General features: G+C 64.9%; 18 protein-coding genes. 7 read left to right on the top strand and 11 right to left on the bottom strand.

Annotation, left to right across the window (positions count from 1 at the left end):
- Positions 1–246 precede the first annotated feature (246 nt).
- From HXS66_RS06350 to trxC, 3 genes are all read left to right on the top strand, one after another.
- Positions 247–1890, top strand: a complete 1644-nt coding sequence (locus HXS66_RS06350) for a GMC family oxidoreductase (protein ID WP_176503113.1) — start codon at positions 247–249, stop codon at positions 1888–1890.
- Positions 1891–2045: 155 nt separating this feature from the next.
- Positions 2046–3035, top strand: coding sequence for a YeiH family protein (locus HXS66_RS06345; protein WP_255303127.1), 990 nt, complete (start codon positions 2046–2048; stop codon positions 3033–3035).
- 256 nt (positions 3036–3291) lie between these two features.
- The gene (trxC, locus tag HXS66_RS06340) at positions 3292–3729 is read left to right on the top strand and encodes a thioredoxin TrxC (protein ID WP_077374872.1); all 438 of its coding nucleotides are present in this window, start codon (positions 3292–3294) and stop codon (positions 3727–3729) included.
- Positions 3730–3906: 177 nt separating this feature from the next.
- Here the strand turns inward: trxC and HXS66_RS06335 are convergent, their stop codons facing one another.
- On the bottom strand, positions 3907–4677 hold the full coding sequence (locus HXS66_RS06335; protein WP_176503112.1) for an SDR family oxidoreductase: 771 nt from the start codon (positions 4675–4677) through the stop codon (positions 3907–3909).
- A 467-nt stretch (positions 4678–5144) separates the two neighbouring features.
- Between HXS66_RS06335 and HXS66_RS06330 the strand changes: the two genes are divergently transcribed.
- The gene (locus HXS66_RS06330) at positions 5145–5510 is read left to right on the top strand and encodes a hypothetical protein (protein ID WP_077374866.1); all 366 of its coding nucleotides are present in this window, start codon (positions 5145–5147) and stop codon (positions 5508–5510) included.
- A 143-nt stretch (positions 5511–5653) separates the two neighbouring features.
- Here HXS66_RS06330 and HXS66_RS06325 read toward each other — a convergent pair whose 3' ends face one another.
- From HXS66_RS06325 to HXS66_RS06300, 6 genes are all read right to left on the bottom strand, one after another.
- On the bottom strand, positions 5654–5989 hold the full coding sequence (locus HXS66_RS06325) for a zinc ribbon domain-containing protein YjdM (protein ID WP_077374863.1): 336 nt from the start codon (positions 5987–5989) through the stop codon (positions 5654–5656).
- 199 nt (positions 5990–6188) lie between these two features.
- On the bottom strand, positions 6189–7100 hold the full coding sequence (locus tag HXS66_RS06320) for a hydroxymethylglutaryl-CoA lyase (RefSeq protein ID WP_136938733.1): 912 nt from the start codon (positions 7098–7100) through the stop codon (positions 6189–6191).
- Between the two features lie 6 nt (positions 7101–7106).
- Positions 7107–9368 carry an acetyl/propionyl/methylcrotonyl-CoA carboxylase subunit alpha gene (locus HXS66_RS06315; protein ID WP_176503111.1) on the bottom strand — a complete coding sequence of 754 codons (2262 nt, stop codon included), beginning with the start codon at positions 9366–9368 and terminating at the stop codon, positions 7107–7109.
- A gap of 106 nt (positions 9369–9474) precedes the next feature.
- Complete coding sequence (locus tag HXS66_RS06310) at positions 9475–10293, bottom strand: enoyl-CoA hydratase-related protein (protein WP_077374854.1); 819 nt, start codon at positions 10291–10293, stop codon at positions 9475–9477.
- An 83-nt stretch (positions 10294–10376) separates the two neighbouring features.
- The gene (locus HXS66_RS06305; protein ID WP_077374851.1) at positions 10377–11984 is read right to left on the bottom strand and encodes a carboxyl transferase domain-containing protein; all 1608 of its coding nucleotides are present in this window, start codon (positions 11982–11984) and stop codon (positions 10377–10379) included.
- 42 nt (positions 11985–12026) lie between these two features.
- Positions 12027–13196: an isovaleryl-CoA dehydrogenase gene (locus HXS66_RS06300; RefSeq protein ID WP_077374848.1), complete on the bottom strand. Its 1170-nt coding sequence runs from the start codon at positions 13194–13196 to the stop codon at positions 12027–12029.
- A 396-nt stretch (positions 13197–13592) separates the two neighbouring features.
- Here HXS66_RS06300 and HXS66_RS06295 point away from each other — a divergent pair, with 396 nt between their 5' ends.
- From HXS66_RS06295 to HXS66_RS06285, 3 genes are all read left to right on the top strand, one after another.
- Positions 13593–14333 carry an ATP-binding cassette domain-containing protein gene (locus HXS66_RS06295; RefSeq protein WP_077374845.1) on the top strand — a complete coding sequence of 247 codons (741 nt, stop codon included), beginning with the start codon at positions 13593–13595 and terminating at the stop codon, positions 14331–14333.
- 8 nt (positions 14334–14341) lie between these two features.
- A complete protein-coding gene (locus tag HXS66_RS06290) occupies positions 14342–15907 on the top strand; it encodes a glycine betaine ABC transporter substrate-binding protein (RefSeq protein ID WP_218015149.1) in 1566 nt (521 codons plus the stop codon).
- Between the two features lie 181 nt (positions 15908–16088).
- The gene (locus HXS66_RS06285) at positions 16089–16253 is read left to right on the top strand and encodes a hypothetical protein (RefSeq protein WP_167592973.1); all 165 of its coding nucleotides are present in this window, start codon (positions 16089–16091) and stop codon (positions 16251–16253) included.
- Positions 16254–16450: 197 nt separating this feature from the next.
- Here the strand turns inward: HXS66_RS06285 and HXS66_RS06280 are convergent, their stop codons facing one another.
- From HXS66_RS06280 to HXS66_RS06265, 4 genes are all read right to left on the bottom strand, one after another.
- Positions 16451–17308, bottom strand: a complete 858-nt coding sequence (locus tag HXS66_RS06280) for an ABC transporter ATP-binding protein (RefSeq protein WP_176503110.1) — start codon at positions 17306–17308, stop codon at positions 16451–16453.
- Positions 17305–18432 carry an iron ABC transporter permease gene (locus HXS66_RS06275; protein WP_255303126.1) on the bottom strand — a complete coding sequence of 376 codons (1128 nt, stop codon included), beginning with the start codon at positions 18430–18432 and terminating at the stop codon, positions 17305–17307. The genes HXS66_RS06280 and HXS66_RS06275 overlap by 4 nt, the downstream gene beginning before the upstream one ends.
- A gap of 161 nt (positions 18433–18593) precedes the next feature.
- A complete protein-coding gene (locus HXS66_RS06270) occupies positions 18594–19898 on the bottom strand; it encodes a TRAP transporter large permease (RefSeq protein ID WP_077374839.1) in 1305 nt (434 codons plus the stop codon).
- Position 19899: 1 nt separating this feature from the next.
- A complete protein-coding gene (locus HXS66_RS06265; protein WP_176503109.1) occupies positions 19900–20457 on the bottom strand; it encodes a TRAP transporter small permease in 558 nt (185 codons plus the stop codon).
- Positions 20458–20595 lie beyond the last annotated feature (138 nt).

Raw genomic sequence — 20595 nt, 5'->3', positions numbered from 1 at the left:
TCTTTTCACACGTGACGAAAGCGAGCGTGTGACTGGGCTCCGCTTCGGTTCCGCTTCGGTCCCGGTTCGGTTCCGCTTCGGCTTCGGGGGGCGTTTCACATCCCTTGCCGGCGCGAGACAAATCTCAATGTAGGGCAGTTCTTGTGCTTTGGCAAAATAAACGAGACGTTTTGTTTCGTATTTGACGAAACATGCTTTCGATACCATGATTACGAGACAATATGTCTCAATATGGTTGAGAAAATAATGAAAACAACACGTTACGCCAATGCAGACGCCAAAGCCTTCTATGACTACATCGTGATCGGGGCGGGTTCCGCCGGTTGCGTACTGGCCAATCGTCTCACCGAAGACCCTTCCATCAAGGTGCTGCTGCTCGAAGCCGGTGGCTCGGACTGGAATCCGTGGATCCATGTGCCGGTCGGGTATTTCAAGACCATGCACAATCCCGCCACCGACTGGTGCTACCTGACCGACCCGGATGCCGGCATCAATGGTCGTCGGCTGCAATGGCCGCGCGGCAAGGTGCTGGGGGGGTCCAGTTCGCTCAATGGCCTGCTGTACATTCGTGGCCAGCGCGAGGACTACGACGACTGGGCCGCCGAGGGCAATCAAGGTTGGGACTATCAGTCGGTCCTGCCATATTTCCGCAAGTCGGAGTGCCAGGCGCGGGGGGCCAACCAGTGGCATGGGGCGGATGGCCCATTGCATGTCTCGGATCTGCGCCTCAAGCGAGAGATCGCCGAGCGCTTCATCCAGGCAGCGGTGGAGGCGGGGATTCCGCTCAACCAGGACGTCAATGGCGAGCGTCAGGAGGGAGTGGGCTATTTCCAGCAGACCACGTATCGGGGCCTGCGCTGCAGCACGGCCAAGGCATTCCTGCGTCCGGCGCTCACGCGCAGCAATCTGACGCTGGTCAAGCATGCTCACTGCCGTCGGGTATTGCTGGAAGGCAAGCGCGCGGTCGGGGTCGAGTACGAGGTGAAGGGCAATGTCTGCTCGGCGCGGGCGGAGCGCGAAGTGGTGCTGTCCAGCGGTGCCATCGGCAGTCCGCAGATCCTGCAGTGCTCCGGCATCGGGGACCCTGAGCATCTGGCCAGTGTCGGGGTGGAATGCCTGCATGCGCTGCCGGGGGTCGGGGAAAACCTGCAGGACCACCTGCAGGTGCGGCTGGTGTTCAAGACCCAGTGCCGCACCCTCAATGATGAAGTGCGCAGCCCGATCAAGAAGCTGGCGGTCGGCACCCAGTACCTCTTCACACGCACCGGCCCGCTGACCCTGGCGGCCAGCCAGGTGTGTGCCTTTACCCAGTCACGCGAGGGGCTGACACGCCCGGATATCCAGTTCCACATGCAGCCGCTGAGTGCCGACAAGCCCGCCGATGGCGTGCATCCGTTCTCGGCATTCACCTCGTCCGTATGCCAGTTGCGCCCGCACAGCCGCGGCCATGTGCGCATCACCAGCGCGGATGCCAGCGTCTATCCCTCCATCCAGCCCAACTACCTCAGTGCCGAGGAAGATCGCCGCGTGGTGGTGGACGCCATCAAGGTGGCGCGGCGTATCGCCCGGGCGGCACCGCTGGCCGCCGTGATCAGCGAAGAGTACGTGCCCGGCGTGCAGTACGAGAGTGACGAGGAGTTGCTGGAGGCCGCGCGCCAGTTCAGCCAGACCATCTATCACCCGGCGGGGACCTGCAAGATGGGCCACGACCCGCTGGCGGTGGTGGATGACGTGCTGCGAGTGCATGGCCTGCACGGATTGCGGGTGGTCGATGCCTCGATCATGCCGGTGATCGTCTCGGGCAACACCAATGCCCCGACCATCATGATCGCCGAGAAGGCCGCTGACATGATCAAGGCGGCTCAGCGCGAGATGGCGCAGGCGAGCTAGCAGGTACCGGCATCTGTCATCTTCCAGGGCAGGGCTCAGGCCCTGCCATCCTGCTTGCCTATTCATGGGATATTCGCGTGGCCAATCACGACAGCTCATCACTTCACGACACATCGACACCGCCTACCCGTCTGTTGCGGAATCTGGAAGGGCGCGTGCGCATCATCATGCCGGGCCTGCTGATCTGCATCCTCATCGCGCTGGCGACCACCTTCATCGCTGATCATTACGGCGGCCCGACACTGCTGTATGCCTTGCTGTTCGGCATGTCGCTGCACTTTCTCTCCGAAGACGGGCCCTGCAAGGCGGGGATCGAGTTCGCCTCCAAGACGGTACTGCGCCTCGGCGTGGCGCTATTGGGCGTGCGCATCACGCTGGAGCAGGTCGCAAGTCTCGGTGTTGGCCCGGTGATCACGGTGGTGCTCGGGGTGGTGGCGACCATCGTGTTCGGCGCGTTGCTGGCGCGCGTGATGGGGCTGGACCGTGACATGGGGCTGTTGACCGGTGGCTCGGTGGCCATCTGCGGTGCCTCAGCGGCACTGGCCCTGTCGGCGGTGATGCCGCGCAACGCCACCAGTGAGCGTCACACCATCATGACCGTGGTCGGGGTGACGACTCTCTCGACCGTGGCGATGATCACCTATCCGCTGATCGTCAGACTGCTGGGGCTTGAGGATACCGAGGCCGGCATCTTCCTCGGCGGCACCATCCACGACGTGGCCCAGGTGGTGGGGGCGGGCTACATCATTTCCGAGCACACCGGCGATGTCTCCACCTTCGTCAAGCTGCTGCGCGTGGCGATGCTGGTACCGGCGGTGATGGTCTTCATGCTGCTGTTTCGCAGTGCACGTCAGGCCAATGGCGATGAAGGGGGCAAGGTGCCGATGTTCCCCACCTTCCTGATCGCCTTCGTGGCCCTGGTGCTGATCAACAGCCTCGGCTGGGTGCCGAGCGTCGCCGTGGAAGGCTTCACCGACCTCTCACGCTGGTGTCTGGTGGCGGCGATTGCCGCGCTGGGGGTCAAGACGTCGTTTCAGAAGCTGGCGGTGGTGGGCTGGAAGCCGGTGATCCTGATGGTGGTGGAAACCCTCTTCCTGCTGGTGCTGGTGACGCTGTGCATCAAGTTCGGGCTGGCCAGCGTGTGACCTGACGGTATGGAGCGCACGGGGGCAGAACGACACGGGCCCTGCCATGACTGGCAGGGCCCGTGTCGCTGATGAGGGAATATCCCGAGGGGGCAGATGTCAGCCCGTGAGCGGCTGATACAGCCAGCCAATCAAGGCGATAAGATGCCTCAATTGCTTATCGGCCCACGAGTCGTATGATCTGCGCTATCGGTACGTGTCTGACGCTGAGTCGTCAGCGCAGCGCGCCGCATCCCCATTCTTCTGGAGTCCGATCATGTCTGAATCCCTCGTGCTGGCCTGTCCGCAATGTCTTGCCCTCAATCGTGTGGCCACCGCGCGTCTGGATGACAATCCCGTCTGCGGCAAGTGCAGCGCCGCCGTGCTGCCCCAGGAGCCGCTGGAACTGACCAGCGCCAACTTCGAGGCACTGGTCACGCGCAGCGAGATGCCGGTGGTGATCGACTTCTGGGCCAGCTGGTGCGGTCCGTGCAAGATGATGGGGCCGATCTTCAATGAGGTCGCGGCGCAGATGGGTACCCGCGTGCGTTTCGCCAAGATCGACACCGAAGCCCAGCAGGCGCTGGCTGGTCGTTTCGGCATCCGCAGCATTCCGACCCTGCTGGTGATGAAGCAGGGCAAGGAGCTCGCGCGTGAATCCGGCGTGATGCAGGCCGGTCAGCTCAAGCAGTGGCTGGCACCGCACGCGGTGTGACCAGGGCCCGCGCGCGAGAAGTCCGCAGTTGAGCGTTCAGGGAAATCCGGACGCAGCTCAAGAACTGACAACGCCTGACGTGCAATCGCGTCAGGCGTTGTCGTCTCAGTCGGCCTTGTCGTCTCAGTCGGCCTTGTCGTCTCAGTCGGCCTTGTCGTATCAGTCGGCGTTGTCTTATCAGTCGGCGTAAACCATCTTGCGGGTCATGCCGCCATCGACGACATGATTCTGACCGGTGATGAAGCCGGCCTTGTCCGAGATCAGAAAGGCCACCAGCGCGGCGATGTCATCGACATGGCCGACGCGTCCGACGGGATGCTGGGCGTGGTCTTCGTCACTCAGCGACTCCGCCTCACCGTCCTTCTGCAGGTGGCTTACATCGATCCAGCCTGGACTGACCGCATTGACGCGAATCTCCGGCCCCAGGCTCATCGCCATGGCGTGGGTGAGGGCGACGATTCCGCCCTTGCTGGCGGCGTAGGCTTCGGTATCCGGCTCGGATTGCAGGGCGCGGCTGGAGGCCAGATTGACGATGCTGCCGCCGGTCTCGCGCAGATGGTGCGCGGCGTGCTTGGTGGTCAGGAAGCTGCTGGTCAGGCTGGTATCCAGTACCTGATGCCAGCGCTCAAGGGACAGTTCCTCGAGCGTGCCCTGGAAGGGGTCGGCGATCGCGGCGTTGTTGATCACGGCGTCCAGGCGCCCGAAGGCCTGGCAGGTGGCCGCGATGCTGGCGGCGACGGCGTCTTCATTGCGCACATCCACGGCCTCGACGCGCAGGCTGTCCGGCTCGCCGTGGGTCGCGGCGTGACTCGCCAGATACTGCTCGCCCGCCCGGGCGTCGATATCCACCACCGCGACTCGCCAGCCATGGGTGAGCAGGTAGTCACTGATGCCGCGTCCGATTCCCTGGGCACCGCCGGTGATATAGGCCACTTTGCGTGTCATCATCGTGAAGTCTCTTGCGTTCTGGGTGGGGAATGTCCTTCATGGTCTCTCGTCCTGCCGGGTCTGCCACGTCGTTTCCGACGTGGCGCCGGCCTTCGACATGGCGACCCTGACCTGTGTCCTGATCGTGAGGATGACAAGCGGGGCATGCGAAAGCATGACGTGACGAGACATTGCCATCATGCCAGCTACTGGTCGAGTGCCCCGTGGCAGACGCGACGACCTGATGAGACTGGCTGATTCTGTTGGTCTGTCCGCCTTGGCGACTTATCGCTTCGTCTAACAGCTGTCACACTTGGCACTGAAGTATTCGGAACTTCGCATTTACCCCCTCGCGAGTGGTGATCCGTCGTCTGGCCGTGTCAGGGGACGGGAACCCCTGCGCGACAGGATTGCCTGAAAGACGCCATCCCCGAATTTTCAGGAGCGCTGCCCATCACGGGAAATGGGCAGCGACATGAGGAACGAACATGAAGGATCACAGGCAACGCGGACTGATGGTGGGCGTGGCGATGCTGCTGGCGCTGGCGAGCGGCTGTGACGAGCTGGGTGCGCCGCGCCCTGCCAGTGTCACCACGCTGCTCGAGCACTCGGAGGCCTGGCAGGGCGAGCAGGTGGCCGTGCAGGGCAGGATACGCAGTGAGCAGGTGCCGGAGCGCTATTGGCTGGAAGGCGCCGGGCAGCAGCGTATCGAGCTGCATCCCCCCGAACGCATCGGTGCCTATCTCGGGCGCGAAGTCCAGATCAGCGGTCGTTTCGAATTCAAGGTGGGTGGGCAACGGCTGATCGAGATTTCCAACGTCACGCCCCTGGACAAGCCGACTCCCAAGCAGTGAGTGCTCACGGACCCCCGGCGAGATCGGGTGTCTTGGAGCATCAGCGCATGAAGCCCCGCCAGAGCAGACTCTGGCGGGGCTTCATGGTTCATGGCTCATGGCTCATGACGCTTCTCTGGTGTCGCCAGAGGCACTCGAACCGCTCAGGCCTTCTTCACGAACATGGACTTGAGCTTCATCGGGCCGACGCCATCCACCTTGCAGTCGATGTCGTGGTCCCCTTCGATCAGGCGGATGTTCTTGACCTTGGTCCCGACCTTGACCACGGAGGAGGTGCCCTTGATCTTCAGGTCCTTGATCACGGTGACGGTGTCGCCATCCACCAGCTCGTTGCCGTTGGCATCACGATAGACCGGCCCGGTGTCCTCGACGACGGCCTCCTTGGACCACTCGTGGGCACACTCCGGGCAGACGAACTGCATGCCGTCGTCGTAGGTGAATTCGGAATTGCAGGCCGGGCAGTTGGGGAGGGCGCTCATCTCGGTGTCCTGAAGTCTGTCCCGCTTGTGTCATGCGCCTGCGGGGGGCGCGGCGCTCAAGGCAAGGACATGCGATGGAAAGGCGCGCATCGGGCTCAAGCGGTGCGCGGAAGCCGGCAAGCCTACACCGATTGCGGGCAGATGGCCCGCTGCTGCGGCGCTTGGTCGCAATTCCGACGGCAACCTTCCCCGCTCGCCATCAGCCGTTCGCCATCAGGGCCTGGCCGACGCGTGAGCCATTGGGGCGCCCGAGCTTGCGGCTGATCCAGTCGCCGGTCGCGGCCAGGCGTGCCAGATCCACGCCAGTGTCGATGCCCATTCCCTGCAGCAGATAGAGCACATCCTCGGTGGCGACATTGCCCGAGGCCCCCTTGGCATAGGGACAGCCCCCCAGTCCGGCCACTGAGCTGTCGATCACCGCGATGCCTTCTTCCATCACCGCGTAGAGGTTGGCAAGCGCTTGCCCATAGGTGTCGTGGAAGTGGGCGGCGAGGCGTTCGACCGGCACCTCGCGGCTGACGCGTTCCAGCATCTGCTTGGCCTTGAGCGGGGTGCCGGTGCCGATGGTGTCCCCCAGCGAGACTTCATGACAGCCCATGTCACGCAGCTCACGCGCGACCGCCGCGACCTGCTCAGGGGCGATCTCGCCCTCGTAGGGGCAGCCCAGCACGCAGGACACGTATCCGCGCACACGCACGCCGGCTGCCGCTGCACGCGCCATCACGGGGGCGAAGCGCTGGAGAGATTCCGCGATCGAGCAGTTGATGTTGCGCTGCGAGAAGGACTCGCTGGCCGCACCGAACACCGCCACCTCACGCACGCCACACTCAAGCGCCGCCTCCAGTCCCTTGAGATTGGGAGTGAGAGCGGAGTAAGTGGTCACTCCACGGGTATCATGCTCGGCCAGTGCCAGCATGATCTCGCGATGGTCCGCCATCTGGGGCACCCAGCGGGGGGAGACGAAACTGGCGGCTTCGACATGGCGCAGGCCCGAGTCGGCAAGGCGCCGGATCAGTTCCAGCTTGGTCGTCGTATCGACATGGGCGGGCTCGTTCTGCAGGCCATCACGCGCGCCGACCTCGACGATGCGTACGCTGTCAGGAAAGTGCATGCTCACTCACTCCTTGGCGTCGTCAGCCGTGAATTCCAGCAGCACGTCACCCTGGGTGACGCTGTCGCCGGCACGGAAGTGGAACTGCGCGACCTGACCATCGGCGGGCGCGTTCATGGTGTGCTCCATCTTCATGGCCTCCATCACCATCAAGGGCGTGCCGGCCGTCACCGCGACGCCGGCCTCGACCAGCTGGGCGACCACGGTGCCATTCATCGGGGCGTTGAGGGTCGCCTGGGTCTCATGCTGCGCGTGGTCGACGGCGTCCGCGCGGCGCCACAGCAGGCGCGACTCGGACGGGAGTGCGTCGCTGCTCTGCGCGCAGGTCAGCACCAGCAGCTCGCCGCCACGCGCCGGGGCGTGACTGGCCTGATAGCGACGACGGTGTCCGTCCAGCGTCACGGCGATGGCATTGCCGGCAAGACGCGATAGGTGGCCATCAAGGTTTGTCGTCTGGCGCTTCCCGTGAGAGTGGGTGCTCACTTCCAGCTGCCAGCCCGAGGCAGGCAGAAGGGCGTCGTTCACGCTCGCGGGCCCGCCCGAGGCACGTGGGCGGCGGGCGATGACCTGAGCCACCTTGTCGCTGTGTTCCTCGCATTCGGCGTCCCCGGGCAGGCAGAACGCCAACGTCACCTGGTGGGGCGTGCCATTGCGCCAGCCATCACGGCGCTGCCAGGGGCTGGCGGGCTGGGTCGGCGCGGACGAGCCAGACGCGTCATCGCTGTCATTGAGGCGTGCCAGGGCCAGCAGGGCACTCGTCGCCAGCGTGCCGGGGTCCAGCTCAGGCGTCGGAAACAGACTGGCGTGGTGACGCTCGATGAAGCGGGTATCCAGATGGGCGGCGCGGAAATCCGGATGCGCCGCCAGTCGCGTCAGGAAGGCACGGTTGGTGGTCACACCACGGATCTCGAGCGCCGCCAGGGCACGCAGCAACGCATCGAGTGCCTGTTCACGGCTCGGACCGAAGGTGATCAGCTTGGCCAGCATCGGGTCGTAATGCATCGAGACGTCATCGCCCTCGGCGACGCCGCTGTCCAGACGCACCTTGAGGGCCGTCGTACCGGAGGCCTTTTGGGCGCTCTCGACCTCGGCACCGGCAAGTCCGGCACCGATGAGATCCAGTCGGAAGCGTTCCAGCAGACCGGTGGCAGGCAGGAAGTCGTTGTCGGGGTCCTCGGCATAGAGCCGCGCCTCGAAGCTGTGACCCTTGAGCTCAAGCTCATCCTGCTGGCGGGGCAGTGGCTCGCCACGCGCGATGCGCAGTTGCCATTCGACCAGGTCCTCGCCGGTGATCATCTCGGTGACGGGGTGCTCGACCTGCAGACGAGTATTCATCTCCATGAAGTAGAAGGCGCCATGGCTTTCGCTGCCGGGCTGCGGGGCATCGAGCAGGAATTCGATGGTACCGGCGCCGACGTAGCCGATTTCCCGTGCGGCGCGTACCGCGGCCTCGCCCATCTCGCGGCGCAGTGCCGGTGTCAGGCCGGGCGCCGGGGCTTCTTCCAGCACCTTCTGGTGACGACGCTGGACACTGCAATCGCGCTCGAACAGATAGACGCCACTGCCATGACTGTCACAGAACACCTGCACCTCGACATGGCGCGGCTGGGTCAGATACTTCTCGATCAGCATGCGCTCGTCGCCGAAGGCCGCGCGGGATTCGCGTCGGCAGCTGTCCAGCGCTGCCTGGAATTCCCGAGCCTGCTCGACCACGCGCATGCCCTTGCCGCCACCGCCGGCGCAGGCCTTGATCAAGACCGGGTAGCCCATGCGGTCGGCTTCGGACTGCAGTAGCGCGTCACTCTGGTCATCGCCGTGATAGCCGGGCACCAACGGCACGCTGGCGGCCTGCATGCGCGCCTTGGCGGCCGACTTGTCGCCCATGGCCGCGATGGCACTTTCCGGCGGGCCGACGAAGATCAGTCCGGCCTCGGCCAGGGCGCGCACGAAGCCGGCATTCTCGGACAGGAAACCATAGCCCGGGTGCACGGCATCGGCGCCACATTGGCGGGCTGCCGCGATGACCTTGTCGACATCCAGATAGCTATCCCTGGCGCTGGCAGGGCCGAGGCGCACGGCTTCGTCGGCTTCCCGCACGTGCAGGGCATTGGCATCGGCATCGGAGTAGACCGCAACGGTCTGGATGCCCATGGCGCGAGCGGTGCGCATCACGCGGACCGCTATCTCACCTCGGTTGGCGATCAGCAGCTTGCGGATCTCACCGCAACCGGTGGGCAGTCGCTGTTCAGTATCGCGATTGACGTTCATGGCAAGATCCCGTGGCGAAGTGGAAAAAGGGGGCGGTCGCAAGGCGCGTCTCAGCAGAAGACCGAGGGTGGCTCAGGACGTTGTCCGCGAGTCGATGAAGGGCGCGTCATGATGATGCGCTGTCGTCGTCGGATGGCGCCCAGGGCGGGCGAGTCCCAGCGAAGAATGCCGCCAGTCCAGCCTGCCCCTGTTCACTGACCCTCAGCTGGCTGATCACCTCACAGCAGCGTGTCTGACGCCGGGTGTCGTCGTCGGCGACGGCCACCTCGGCGAGCAGGGCCTTGGTGGCGCGGCTGGCCTCGGGCGAGGTCGCCAGCAGCGTGCTCACCATGTCGGCGACGCGCGCCTCCAGCAATTCATCACTGCACACGTCATGCACCAGCCCCAGCTGGTGGGCGGTGTGGGCATCGATGACTTCCGCAGTCAGTGCATAGCGGCGCATCTGGCGCATGCCGATGGCGCGCTGCACGTAGGGGCTGATCACCGCCGGTGCCAGGCCGATGCGCACCTCGGAGAGACAGAAGCGTGCGCGTTCGGCCGCCAGCACGATGTCGCAGCAGGCCGCCAGACCCACGGCGCCGCCGAAGGTGGCCCCCTGCACGCGGCACACGCTGGGGCAGGGCAGTTCATCGAGCAGCTGCATCAGGCGGGCAAGCTCTCGGGAATCGGCAAGGTTATCCTCGCGCGAATACTCGACCATGCGCTGCATCCACTTGAGGTCGGCCCCGGCCGAGAAGCTCTTGCCTTCGGAGGCCAGCACCATCACGCGTACCTCGCCCTGACTCGCCAGGGCGTGCAGGTGCGTCAGATGGCCGTTCAGCGCCTTGATCAACCGGTCATCGAAGGCGTTGTGCACCTCGGGGCGCGCCAGGGTCAGAGTGGCGACACCGCGCTTGTCGATCTCGAGTCGGCAGAATTCAGTCATCGTCACCTTGTCCAATCAGTTAGCCAATGGATCATCATTCATCCAAAGAGTCGGCTGTCAGGGCTTTTGTCTGGTTGAGCGAATCACATGCGGAAGACACCGAAGCGACTCTCCTCTATCTCGGCATTCATTGCGGCGGCCAGGGATAGGCCGAGAATGTCGCGGGTCTGCAGCGGGTCGATCACGCCATCGTCCCAGAGTCTGGCGCTGGCATAGCAGGGGTGGCCCTGATGCTCGTATTGTTCGCGCACCGGTGCCTTGAAGTCCTCCTGTGCCTGTTGCGGCCAGTCGCGGCCCTCCCGCGCATGCTGCTCATACTTGACCTGGGCCAGCACGTTGGCCGCCTGCTCGCCGCCCATCACCGAGATGCGTGCGTTGGGCCACATGAACAGCAGGTTGGGGTCGTAGGCGCGGCCACACATGCCGTAGTTGCCGGCGCCGAAACTGCCGCCGATCAGCACCGTGAACTTGGGGACCCTGGCACAGGCCACCGCCGTCACCAGCTTGGCGCCGTGTTTGGCGATGCCCTCGTGCTCGTAACGTGAGCCGACCATGAAGCCGGTGATGTTCTGCAGGAAGATCAGCGGAATCTTGCGCTGGGCGCACAGCTCGATGAAGTGGGCGCCCTTGACGGCACTTTCCGAGAACAGCACGCCGTTGTTGGCGATGATGCCCACCGGATGGCCGTGCAGGTGAGCGAAGCCGGTCACCAGTGTCTCGCCGTAGTAGCGCTTGAATTCATCGAAGTCCGAATCATCCACCAGCCGACCGATCACTTCGCGCACGTCATAGGGCTTCTTGAGGTCCGTGCCGACGATGCCGTAGAGCTCGTTGGGGTCCAGGCGTGGCGGGCGGGATTCGCGCAGCGCGAGCTGCCCCTTGCGCTGCCAGTTGAGGCGCGAGACGGCTCGCCGTGCCAGTTGCAGGGCGTGGGCGTCATTGTCGGCGAAGTGATCGGCCACGCCGCTGATCTTGCAGTGCACCTCGGCACCACCGAGTGCCTCGGCGCTGATGTCCTCGCCGGTGGCCGCCTTCACCAGCGGCGGGCCGGCGAGGAAGATGGTGCCTTGCTCGCGCACGATGATGGATTCATCGGCCATCGCCGGAACGTAGGCGCCACCGGCGGTGCACGAGCCCATCACCACGGCGATCTGCGGAATGCCTTCGGCGGAGAGTGTCGCCTGGTTGTAGAAGATGCGGCCGAAGTGATCGCGGTCCGGGAAGACCTCGTCCTGATGGGGCAGATGCGCGCCACCGGAGTCCACCAGGTAGAGGCAGGGCAGGCGATGCTTGCGGGCCACTTCCTGGGCGCGCAGGTGCTTCTTCACCGTCAGCGGAAAATAGGTGCCGCCCTTGACGGTGGCATCGTTGGCGACGATGACGCATTCCACACCGCTGACGCGGCCAATGCCGGTGACCAGCCCCGCGCCGGGCACCGGGCTGTCATAGACGTCATGCGCTGCCAGTGCCGACAGCTCCAGGAAGGGTGAGCCCTCATCGATGAGGTGGTCGATACGTTCGCGCACGAACAGCTTGCCGCGCGATTCGTGGCGTTCGCGGGCCTTGTCGCCACCACCGGCGGCGACGCCGTCCAGCAGCTGGTGCAGGCGCTCGACCTCGGCCTGCATCGCGGCATGATTTGCACGGAACTGGTCGCTACGCGGATTGATCAGGGAGGTCAGAATGGCCATGCGGCAGCTCCATCAGCGAAGGGAAACGGATGGTGTGGGGCGTCATGCGCTTTCATTGAACAGCTCGCGGCCGATCAGCATGCGGCGTATCTCGCTGGTGCCGGCACCGATCTCGTAGAGCTTGGCATCGCGCAGCAGACGGCCGGTGGCGTACTCGTTGATGTAGCCATTGCCGCCCAGCAGCTGGATGGCATCCAGCGCCATCTGGGTGGCCTTCTCGGCGCAATAGAGAATGACGCCGGCGGCGTCCTTGCGCGAGGTCTGGCCGCGATCACAGGCGCCGGCCACGGCGTAGAGATAGGCGCGGCAGGCATTCAGCGTGGTGTACATGTCGGCAATCTTGCCCTGCACCAGCTGGAACTCGCCGATCGCCTGGCCGAACTGACGGCGCTCATGCAGATAGGGCACCACGATGTCCATGCAGGCCTGCATGATGCCGATGGGGCCGGCGGCGAGCACGGTGCGCTCGAAGTCCAGTCCACGCATCAGGACCTTCACGCCGCGATTGACCTCGCCGAGCACGTTCTCGGCCGGCACCTGACAGTCCTGGAAGACCAGTTCGCAGGTGTTGGAGCCGCGCATGCCCAGCTTGTCGAGCTTCTGCGCGGTGGAGAAGCCGGGGAAGTCGCGTTCGATGATGAAGGCGGTGATGCCCTTGGAACCGGCGTCCGGGTCGGTCTTGGCATAGACGACCAGCGTGTGGGCATCCGGGCCATTGGTGATCCACATCTTGTTGCCGTTGAGCACGTAGTGGTCACCGCGCTTCTCGGCCTTGAGCTTCATCGAGACCACGTCCGAGCCTGCGCCGGGCTCTGACATCGCCAGGGCACCGACATGCTCACCGCTCATCAGCCTGGGCAGGTAGCGCGCCTTCTGCTCCGCGCTGCCGTTGAGCTTGATCTGGTTGACGCACAGGTTGGAGTGGGCCCCATAGGACAGCGCCACCGAGGCACTGGCCCGCGAGATCTCTTCCATGGCGATGCAGTGCGCCAGATAGCCCATGCCACTGCCGCCATCTTCCTCGGGGACGGTGATGCCCAGCAGGCCCATGTCGCCGAACTTCTGCCACAGGTCATCGGGGAAGGCATTGCTGGCGTCGATCTCCGCGGCGCGTGGTGCGATCTCGTCGCGGGCAAAGGCATTGATCTGCTCACGCAGCAGGGTGTGTGTCTCGTCGAGTCCGAAATCCAGCGGCGTATAGAGGCTGTGCATGAGCGGGCATCCTTTGCAGCGATGAGATGAGAAGCGCTTCGAGCGTCTTGACTGTGCGTGCAGCCACGCGACAGGCGAGGCAGTGTTCATGGCCGGTGCAGGCGGTGGGAGATTCGTCAGTGACAGCCCGCCTGAGGTGGCTCTGGAATCACTCTAGAGTAAAGTTGACGTTAACGTAAAGGTTATCATCATGCGCTTTGACCAAGGTCGCAGGCAGTGTCAGCTGACGTGTGCTGGCTCTTGGGATCGCGCGGGCACTCACGCCGGCACTCACGCCGTGACCAGAGTCGCCTGACCTGCGTGTCACTGTTAATCTGAATGGCAGGCAAAAGGCCTGACCGACGGGCAGGCGCCGTCATCGTTGCCCACCTCTCACCTGCAAGAAGGATCTTCTCGATGAGTGATGCTCGCGCCCCGGCGGTTCGCTTTCGCGATCTGCACAAGGGCTTTTCGGGTCAGCGATTGTTCGAAGGCATCGACCTCGAACTGCCGCGTGATCGTATTACCGCGCTGGTCGGTGCCAGTGGCTGCGGGAAGTCCACCTTGCTGCAGCTGATCAACGGGCTGATACGTCCGGACAGCGGCGAGGTACAGGTCTTCGGCAAGGGGGTGGACTACGCCAATCTGCCCGCCATGCGCAGACGCATCGGCTACGCCGTCCAGCAGATCGGCCTGTTTCCGCACCTCAGCGTGCGCGACAACATCGCCATTCTGGCGGACCGCGAAGGTTGGACGGCGGACAGGGTCAAGGCGCGCATCACGCGGCTGTTCCAGATGATGGACCTGGATCTGGCGCTGTTGACGCGTTATCCGCATGAGATTTCCGGCGGGCAGGCGCAGCGGGTCGGCCTGTGTCGCGCGATGATGCTGGAGCCTCCGCTGCTGCTGCTCGATGAGGCCTTCTCGGCGGTGGACCCGATCACGCGCATCGAGGTGCATGCCCAGTTCCAGCGCATGCAGCAGGAAGAGCCGCGCAGCGTGGTGATGGTGACCCATGACATGAATGAGGCACTGAGTCTGTCCGACCACATGGTGGTGATGGCACCCGGCGTGGTGCTGCAGGCTGCCAGTCCCGAGACGATCGCCAGGGCGCCTGCGGATGAGCGCGTGGCCCGACTGCTGGAGGCACGCGCATGAAGATGCTGATGACGACTCCCGTCCTGCAACGTTCGCGCCGCGGGCTGTCCGGCGCGCTGATGATCGCCGGCCTGGCGCTGGCGAGTCTGGGGGCCCTGGTGAGCGGCCCGCTTGCCAGCGCGGAAGAGGAAGCCGCGGCATGGCCCGAGGACAAGCCCATCGTGGTGGGCTCCAAGGCGGATCGCGAAGGCCATCTGCTCGGCGAGATCTTCGCCCAGGTACTCGAGGATGCCGGCTTCACGGTCGAGCGTCGTCTCGGGCTGGGGCAGACCATCATCACCTATCAGGGGCTGGCGGAGGGGGAGCTGGATGTCTATCCCGAGTACACCGGCACCCTGGCGCACGCCATCCTCAATCTGGACAGCGTGCCGCCGCTCGACAAGCTCGATGCTCTGAGTCGTGAACGGGGGCTCAGGGTGCTCAAGCCACTGGGCTTCAACAATACCTATGCCGTGAGCATGCGGCGTGAGCAGGCCGAGTCGCTGGGGATCAGGACGATCGGTGATCTGGCGGATCACCCGGAGCTCTCGATCGCGATGTCGCATGAGTTCATCAAGCGCTCGGATGGCTGGCCGGGGCTGGCGGATGCCTACGCGCTGCCGCAGGTGCCCCGTGGCATCGAACACGGCATCGCCTATCAGGCGCTGCGCGAGAGCAAGATCGACGCCACCGATGCCTACTCCACCGAGGGTGACATCCAGCGCTTCGACTTCGTGCTGCTCGACGACGACCAAGGCTATTTCCCCGAGTATCTGGCGGTGCCCTTCGTGAATGCCGCCTTGCCGGAGAAGGCTGTCGCGGCGCTGGATCAGCTGGCGGGCAGTCTCGATGAGGACAGCATGCAGGCGCTGAATGCCGAGGTCTCCACCGAGGAGCAGAGCTTCGCCCAGGTGGCCAGCCGCTTCATTCAGGAACAGGGCATCACCACCGAGCAACGCGAAGTCAGTGGCGCCAAGTGGGACAAGCTCGGTACCAATCTCATCGAGCATCTGCAGTTGACGCTGTCCGCGCTGCTGCTAGCGTGTCTGGTCGGTCTGCCGCTGTCACTGCTGGTCTACCGCAATCCGAAGGTCTCGCGGGTCGTGCTCTACGTCACCGGCCTGCTGCAGACCATCCCCTCCATCGCGCTGCTGGCGTTGATGATTCCGCTGTTCGGGATCGGGGTGGTGCCGGCGGTGATCGCGCTGTTCGTCTACTCCCTGCTGCCGATCATCCGCGCGGCCATCACCGCACTGCTGACGGTGGACCCGCTGCTGGTCAAGGTGGCGCGCGGGATGGGGCTGACGCGCCGTGAGCAGCTGCGTCACGTCATCCTGCCGCTGGCGACGCCCAATCTGCTGACGGGGATCAAGACCGCCGCCATCATCAACATCGGTACCGCGACCCTGGCGGCCTTCATCGGCGCGGGCGGGCTGGGCGAACCCATCGTCACGGGACTTTCGCTCAACGACTATGATCTGGTGCTGTACGGCGCGATTCCGGCGGCGCTGCTGGCCATCTGCGCGGAGCTGTTGTTCGAGTTGTTCGAGCGCATGGTGATTCCGGCGCATATGCGCGGGCTCAAGGCTCGTTGACCTGGACGGGGGCCGGAAAAACCCAGACAGGCCCGTCGCGATTGTTGTACACGGTGTGCAGCAATCAAGGAAAGGCGTTGCGCAGGATTATCGTTGGCCACCGATGTGAGTAGAGTGAACGCCATAGTGAAGACTCGCTGACGGGAGTCTTGTGTAGCGAACCTTGAATTGGAGACGTCTCATGCGTATCAAGAATCTGTTCCCGATCGCGCTGGTCGCGGCCACACTGGCACTCGGCGGCTGTGGTCTGTTCGATCATGGTCATGGCGGCCACGGCGGCGGTCATGGTGGCGGCCAGCAGCACGGCATGATCGACACCGGCTCTCAGGCCTCTCACCTGTCCTGAGTCTGCGTGAGGGCTGATGGCCCCGTGAAGAACCGCCTCCGACGCATGCGTCGGGGGCGGTTTTTTTTGTCTTCGCCAGAAGGCAAGAGGTGGCTGGCCAAGAGCGCTTGCGAACGCGGAGCGCCTGACAGAACGCAAAGCGCCAGAAGGGACGGGAAGAGCCGGCAGGGCTGGAAGAACGGGAAGAGCTGGCAGGCCTAGAGTGCGCGAAGGGCCACGATGGCGGGCGGGCTGCCATCCTCTGGCCAGTCGACCCGTGCCTCGATGGCGTAGACCTCGCGCAGTCGCTCGGCGCTCAGTACCTCGCGCGGCGGGCCGCTGGCCGCCAGACGCCCGCGATCCAGCAGCCAGAGCTGGGCGGCATGCCGCGCGGCCAGGCTCAGGTCATGCAGCGCGACGATCACGATGCGCTGACTGTCGCGGGCATCGCGGCCAAGCCAGTCGAGCACCGCCAGCTGGAAGTGCAGGTCCAGGGCGCTGGTGGGTTCATCCAGCATCAGCAGCGCCGGCTCGCGCACCAGCGCCTGCGCGATGGCGACACGCTGGCGCTGTCCGCCGGAAAGCTGCCCGAGTCGTCGGGAGGCCAGCGGGGCCAGCTCCAGTGCGCTGACCAGCGCCTCGCAGTGGCGCAGATTGGCCTGCTCGTCCAGATGGCCGGCCAGGCGTCTCGCCAGCAGCAGCGACTCGAAGACCTCAAGCATCGCGCCGCCTTCACTGAGCTGCGGCAGGTAGCCGATACGTGCCGCGCGTTGGCGTGGCGTGAGGGATGCCAGTGCCTCCCCGTCGAGACACAGCTGGCCGCTGGCCGGCAGCAGCCCGGCGATCGTCTGCAACAGGGTCGATTTTCCGGCACCGTTCGGGCCGAGCAGGGCGGTCAGCTCGCCACGGTGTGCGCGCAGCGTGCCCGGCATGTCCAGCACCGGATGCCCCCCGCGCAGGACGCTGAGATCCTGAAGCACGAGTCCCTGGCCATCGGGAGCGCCTTCGTCGCGAGACTGCGCGAGGCGGGCTGGCGCGTCGGATTCGGCGGTGGGCACGTCATGTCGCTGGTTCATCCGTCGTGTCCTCGGCGCTTGAGCGTCAGGCTGACGAAGAAGGGCAGACCGATCAACGCGGTGATCATGCCCAGTGGCAGCAGCACGCCGGGGATGAGCGAACGGCTGAGGATCGAGGTCAGCGACAGCAGCAGGGCGCCGATCAGCGCCGAGAGGGGCAGCAGGCGCTGTTGCTGTTCACCTACCAGCAGGCGGGCGATGTGGGGCGCGACCAGGCCGATGAAGCCGATGCTGCCGACAAACGAGACGGCGGTGGCGGTCAGAAGCGCCGTGCACATCAGGCCGCTCAGACGCAGGCGGCGCACGTCCACGCCCAGCGCACGGGCCTGGGCTTCCCCCAGGCTCAGGGCGGTCAGCTCGCTGCGTCGACGATGAAAGACCACCGCACACAGCGCGATCACCAGGCTCAACACGGCCAGGCGTGACCAGCTGCTGCGCTCGAGGCTGCCCATCGACCAGAAGATCAGCTGCTGCAATGCCTCGGGCGAGGCGACGAACTGCAGCACACCCAGCAGGGCATTGAAGAAGAACATCAGCGCGATGCCCAGCAGTACCAGAGTCTGTACGCCGACGCCGGGCAGGCGCTGTGCACTCCACAGCACCAGCGAGGCCCCCAGCGCGAAGAGGAAGGCATTCAGCGTGACCCCAAGCCCCGCGCCTGCGAGGCTCTGCCATGAGGGCAGTACCAGCCGCACGAGGTCGAGATGCAGGATCAGGCCAAGCCCGGCACCGACGCTGGCCGCCGCCGAGACTCCCAGCGTGAAGGGGTCGGCCAGCGGGTTGTGCAGCAGGGTCTGCATCTGGGCACCGGCCATGGCCAGGGAGGCGCCGACGGTCACCGCCATCAGCGCGATGGGCAGGCGCAGTTGCCAGAGGATGGCGTGGGCGAGCGGATCGTTCGCTTCGCTCTGCCACAGTGCGGGCAGCAGACGTGCCAGGGGCAGCTCGCCACTGCCCTGGCTGATATCCAGCAGGCAGGCGGCCAGGACCGCGAGGCCACTGGTCCAGAGCCACAGGGCACCATGGCGCTTTCGACGGCGCCAGTCGGCGATGGGTGAGGTGACGGGAGAAGTCAGGGAGTCGGGCACGGTGAGGTCCGGCGGTGGCGTGTCAGTGTGAAGCACGGGCGGCAGCCTGAAGCGCTTGCGTGTCACAAGCCTAGCGACTTGGCGTGGGAAGGAGAAGCCACGAAAAAGACCTCCCCGAAGGGAGGTCTGGAAGAGAACGACGTCCCGGGAGGGAATCTGTCTGCCGTGACAGTGCGTCGGGGACGTGGAGGGCCGGATCAGCCGTTCATGGCCTGGGGCAGATAGAGCACGATTTCCGGGAAGAGGTGCATCAACACGATGGAGAAGATCATCAACAGGAAGAACGGCAGCGTCGCCTTGGTGATGGTGATGATGTCCTTGCCGGTCAGGCTCTGGATCACGAACAGGTTGAAGCCCACCGGCGGGGTGATCTGCGACATCTCGACCACGATGATCAGGTAGATACCGAACCAGATCAGGTCGAAACCGGCGGCTTCGATGACCGGCATGATGATGGAGGTCACCAGCAGGATCAGCGAGATGCCATCCAGGAAGCAGCCCAGGATCAGCAGGAACAGCGTCAGCACCACCAGCAGCATGGTCGGCGACAGCCCCAGGGTGGCGATGCCTTCGGCCAGCTGCATCGGAATCTGGGTGAAGCTCATCGCGGAGGACAGGAAGGAGGCACCGGCGATGATGAAGGCGATCATGCATGAGGTGCGCAGCGCCGCGAACAGCGATTCCTTGAAGGTGGCGGCGCTCATGTGGCCATTGAGTCGCGCGATGATCAGCGACAGCACCACGCCGACCGCCGCCGCTTCCGTCGGTGACGCCAGGCCACCGTAGATGCTGCCGAGGATGCCGCCGATGAGTGCCAGCAGCGGAATCAACTGGGCGCTGTTGCGCAGCTTGGCCATGAAGCTCATGTGCGGCTCATCATGGCCGGCGCGGCCCTGCGGCTCGCCGACGACCTTCGACCAGATCGCCAGATAGCCCATGAACAGGGCCAGCAGCAGCATGCCCGGCAGGACACCGGCGATGAACAGGCGCGAGATGGACTGCTCGGTGACCACGCCGTAGACGATCATCATGATCGACGGCGGAATCAGCAGACCGAGGGTCGAGGCGCTGGCGAGGGTACCGATGGCCAGATTGCTGTCGTAGCCGCGACGCTCAAGCTCCGGCAGGGTCATCTTGCCGACGGTGGCACAGGTGGCGGCGGAGGAGCCGCACACGGCGGCGAACAGACCGCTACCGATGATGTTGGAGTGCAGCAGGCGGCCCGGCAGGCGATTGAGCCACGGTGCCAGCGCGCGGAACATGTTGTCGGCGAGTCCGGAGCGGAACAGGATCTCGCCCATCCACACGAACATCGGCAGGGCGGTCAGGTCCCAGCCGTAGCTGGCACCCCAGAAGTCCGAGGCCAGGATCGGGCCGGTCTCGAAGCTGGAGAAGAAGGTCAGCACGATCCAGCCGGTGCCGATCAGCGAGAAGGCGACCCACACGCCGCCGCCGAGCAGCAAGGCGAGGGCCAGCAGAGTGACGAGGATGAGTGTCAGCATGTCATTCGGCTCCGTCTTCGGGCTCGGGCGCCACGTAGCGTGAAGGCGCGGTGAAGGCGGTGCGCAGCGTGGCGATCAATGTCTCGAGAATCGCCAGGCACAGCAGGCCGGTACCGGCGACCAGCACGCTCTGGGGAATCCACAGCGGCAGGGCCAGCAGGCCGGAGGAAATGTCGTGGTACTCGAGGCTCTCGCCGACCAGCAGTACCAGTTCATGGGTGATCAATACGCTCAGGCTCAGTGCGATCAGCAGCGCCAGGCTCTCGACCCACACGCGCACGGCGGGCGGCAGGCGATTGATGACCAGCGTCACGCGGATGTGCGCGTGGTGCGTGAAGGTATAGGCGAGGCTCAGGAAGGTGGCGCCGACCAGCAGGAAGGCGGCCATTTCCGAGACGCCGGAGATCTCGAAACCGAGACGTTCGGCACCGAACATCACCAGGATGGCGTCGATCAGGCGCAGGAAGACCTGCAGGCTGACCAGGGCGCAGATCAGCAGCATGCAAGCTGCCGCACCCCACGCGCCGAGGCGATAGAGTCTGTCGAGGAAGTAGGTCATGACATGCACTCACAGGGAAGGTGAGGGTGGCCACGCGATGCCGTGTCGGGGAGACCCCTGTCGCGTCTGCCAGCGGGCAGAGGCTGACAGGGGAGCGACGTGATCATCGCGTGGCGGGGTGACGATACCGGCCAGGTG

Source organism: Cobetia sp. 5-11-6-3, from assembly GCF_013374055.1.
Lineage (GTDB): Bacteria > Pseudomonadota > Gammaproteobacteria > Pseudomonadales > Halomonadaceae > Cobetia > Cobetia marina.
The sequence above is the reverse complement of the archived record's forward strand: the minus strand, read 5'-3'. Positions and strand labels throughout refer to the sequence as shown.

Excerpts from the sequence above, each read along its gene's own strand:
- HXS66_RS06350 (WP_176503113.1), top strand. The coding sequence starts at position 247 with ATGAAAACAACACGTTACGCCAATGCAGACGCCAAAGCCTTCTATGAC.
- trxC (WP_077374872.1), top strand. The coding sequence starts at position 3,292 with ATGTCTGAATCCCTCGTGCTGGCCTGTCCGCAATGTCTTGCCCTCAAT.
- HXS66_RS06335 (WP_176503112.1), bottom strand. The coding sequence starts at position 4,677 with ATGATGACACGCAAAGTGGCCTATATCACCGGCGGTGCCCAGGGAATC.
- HXS66_RS06330 (WP_077374866.1), top strand. The coding sequence starts at position 5,145 with ATGAAGGATCACAGGCAACGCGGACTGATGGTGGGCGTGGCGATGCTG.
- HXS66_RS06325 (WP_077374863.1), bottom strand. The coding sequence starts at position 5,989 with ATGAGCGCCCTCCCCAACTGCCCGGCCTGCAATTCCGAATTCACCTAC.
- HXS66_RS06320 (WP_136938733.1), bottom strand. The coding sequence starts at position 7,100 with ATGCACTTTCCTGACAGCGTACGCATCGTCGAGGTCGGCGCGCGTGAT.
- HXS66_RS06315 (WP_176503111.1), bottom strand. The coding sequence starts at position 9,368 with ATGAACGTCAATCGCGATACTGAACAGCGACTGCCCACCGGTTGCGGT.
- HXS66_RS06310 (WP_077374854.1), bottom strand. The coding sequence starts at position 10,293 with ATGACTGAATTCTGCCGACTCGAGATCGACAAGCGCGGTGTCGCCACT.
- HXS66_RS06305 (WP_077374851.1), bottom strand. The coding sequence starts at position 11,984 with ATGGCCATTCTGACCTCCCTGATCAATCCGCGTAGCGACCAGTTCCGT.
- HXS66_RS06300 (WP_077374848.1), bottom strand. The coding sequence starts at position 13,196 with ATGCACAGCCTCTATACGCCGCTGGATTTCGGACTCGACGAGACACAC.
- HXS66_RS06295 (WP_077374845.1), top strand. The coding sequence starts at position 13,593 with ATGAGTGATGCTCGCGCCCCGGCGGTTCGCTTTCGCGATCTGCACAAG.
- HXS66_RS06290 (WP_218015149.1), top strand. The coding sequence starts at position 14,342 with ATGACGACTCCCGTCCTGCAACGTTCGCGCCGCGGGCTGTCCGGCGCG.
- HXS66_RS06285 (WP_167592973.1), top strand. The coding sequence starts at position 16,089 with ATGCGTATCAAGAATCTGTTCCCGATCGCGCTGGTCGCGGCCACACTG.
- HXS66_RS06280 (WP_176503110.1), bottom strand. The coding sequence starts at position 17,308 with ATGAACCAGCGACATGACGTGCCCACCGCCGAATCCGACGCGCCAGCC.
- HXS66_RS06270 (WP_077374839.1), bottom strand. The coding sequence starts at position 19,898 with ATGCTGACACTCATCCTCGTCACTCTGCTGGCCCTCGCCTTGCTGCTC.
- HXS66_RS06265 (WP_176503109.1), bottom strand. The coding sequence starts at position 20,457 with ATGACCTACTTCCTCGACAGACTCTATCGCCTCGGCGCGTGGGGTGCG.